Origin of the sequence: Streptomyces sp. NPDC002055 (genome assembly GCF_040296705.1) — a bacterium.
Taxonomy (GTDB): domain Bacteria; phylum Actinomycetota; class Actinomycetes; order Streptomycetales; family Streptomycetaceae; genus Streptomyces.
Genome location: NZ_JBEOXS010000149.1, coordinates 1 through 1,391, shown reverse-complemented (window position 1 = coordinate 1,391; position 1,391 = coordinate 1). Strand labels below are relative to the sequence as shown.

The window sequence follows — 1,391 nt, the reverse complement described above, 5'->3', positions numbered from 1 at the left end:
CTTCCAAAAGTTTTTGTTTATTTACTGACAACCATTGAGACGCTTTATCAAACGAGTGTTCCCCTTGAGGTTCAAAACCGAAAGAACGTCCATCTTGCAACATCTGACTGTTTAGTGATTACTTGTTACCTATGGGGCGTACTGCATTTTAGTGAAACACTTAAAGCTAAGCACCAACTTGCTCAAAGTGGTTCTGTTGCAAAGTTTTCCAAAAAATCTATTTTAGTGTAAAACTTTGCAACAGAACCATCTTATGCATAATAGCTTTCGTTGTTACAATGCTCGTCTCATGGTTTAAGCATTAATAATGAACAAATGACTAATAAAATAGCTATTTTGGGGTTGGATATTAGAGAATTAATCTATAGGATTCTCTTTTTATTCTTTATTTTGTTATGATTGATTTAGAAGAAGGAGGATTTTTAATTATGGAAAAAATAAATGAAGTTCCTGGGCAAGTGAGTTTTGGACGAGCATTGAAGGATTTTTTTATTGGATATATTGATTTCAAGGGAAGAACGACTCGAGCTGGATATTGGTGGATGACGTTAATTTTAATGATTATTTCATTTGTTCCAATTATATTTTTTGTCTATGTAGCAATTGGTTCTGCTATGAGTATTTCAGGGAGTGCAAACGAAACTGATTTTTTGGCTTCTACGTTTGAAAGCTTTATTATTCCATTGTTTATTATGGCTATTATTGGGATATCATTATTTCTTCCAAGCCTCGCTATGGCTGTGAGACGCTATCGAGATGCTGGTTTACGAGGGCGAGGATTTTTAGTTTTATGGGGCATATACATTGCTTCTAGCTGCACAGAAACAATAAGTACCTTACAACAAAGCGGCGGAAGTGCAATATTCACATTTTTGACATACGCGATAGGGTTACTGTTCTTTATTTTGACAGTGTTACCAACTAATGCAGTTACTACAAAATCGGATAATGGCTTTATACTCTTTTTCTTACGAGAAAAAGAATAATAATAATCTATATTTGAATTCAAAAAGAATAAAAAGGGTTTGTTATAAAAATTTCCAGTACCCTAAATTTAATCTATTAATGAAAGTTGGAAAAGAATTTTGAATTATATTAAGAAATTTTTTATTGTATTAGGGCTTGCAATACTCAGTCAAATAGGGATGGCTGTTTATGGTGGAGCAAAAGGTTTTTCTTTAGAAACCGGTGCACACAAGTTATCCTTACTAGCTGTACTCATTCTAATTATATTTATTGTGGGGAATATCTACTTATTAATGTATTTAGGTAAAAAGTTAGGCTTTTTAACGCCAAGCAAAGATTTCCTCACTAAGAAAAACATTATATACATCTTCGTGGGTACCCTAATTGCTCGGACTGTCGGAATTGGTGGTACATTATTGCTTAAT

At 33.1% G+C, this 1,391-nt stretch carries 2 protein-coding genes and 1 pseudogene; all 3 read left to right on the top strand.

Annotated features, from left to right (window positions below):
* Nucleotides 1–189 (top strand): annotated as a pseudogene (locus ABT112_RS35145) (IS982 family transposase); the annotation flags it as partial.
* Nucleotides 190–395: 206 nt separating this feature from the next.
* On the top strand, nucleotides 396–986 hold the full coding sequence (locus ABT112_RS35140; RefSeq protein ID WP_351515829.1) for a DUF805 domain-containing protein: 591 nt from the start codon (nucleotides 396–398) through the stop codon (nucleotides 984–986).
* Between the two features lie 159 nt (nucleotides 987–1,145).
* The coding region (locus ABT112_RS35135) for a hypothetical protein (RefSeq protein WP_502975535.1) at nucleotides 1,146–1,391 on the top strand (246 nt) is incomplete at its 3' end.

What these genes read in the sequence shown, in the direction of transcription:
- ABT112_RS35140 (WP_351515829.1), top strand. Translation starts at nt 396, where the DNA reads ATGATTGATTTAGAAGAAGGAGGATTTTTAATTATGGAAAAAATAAAT.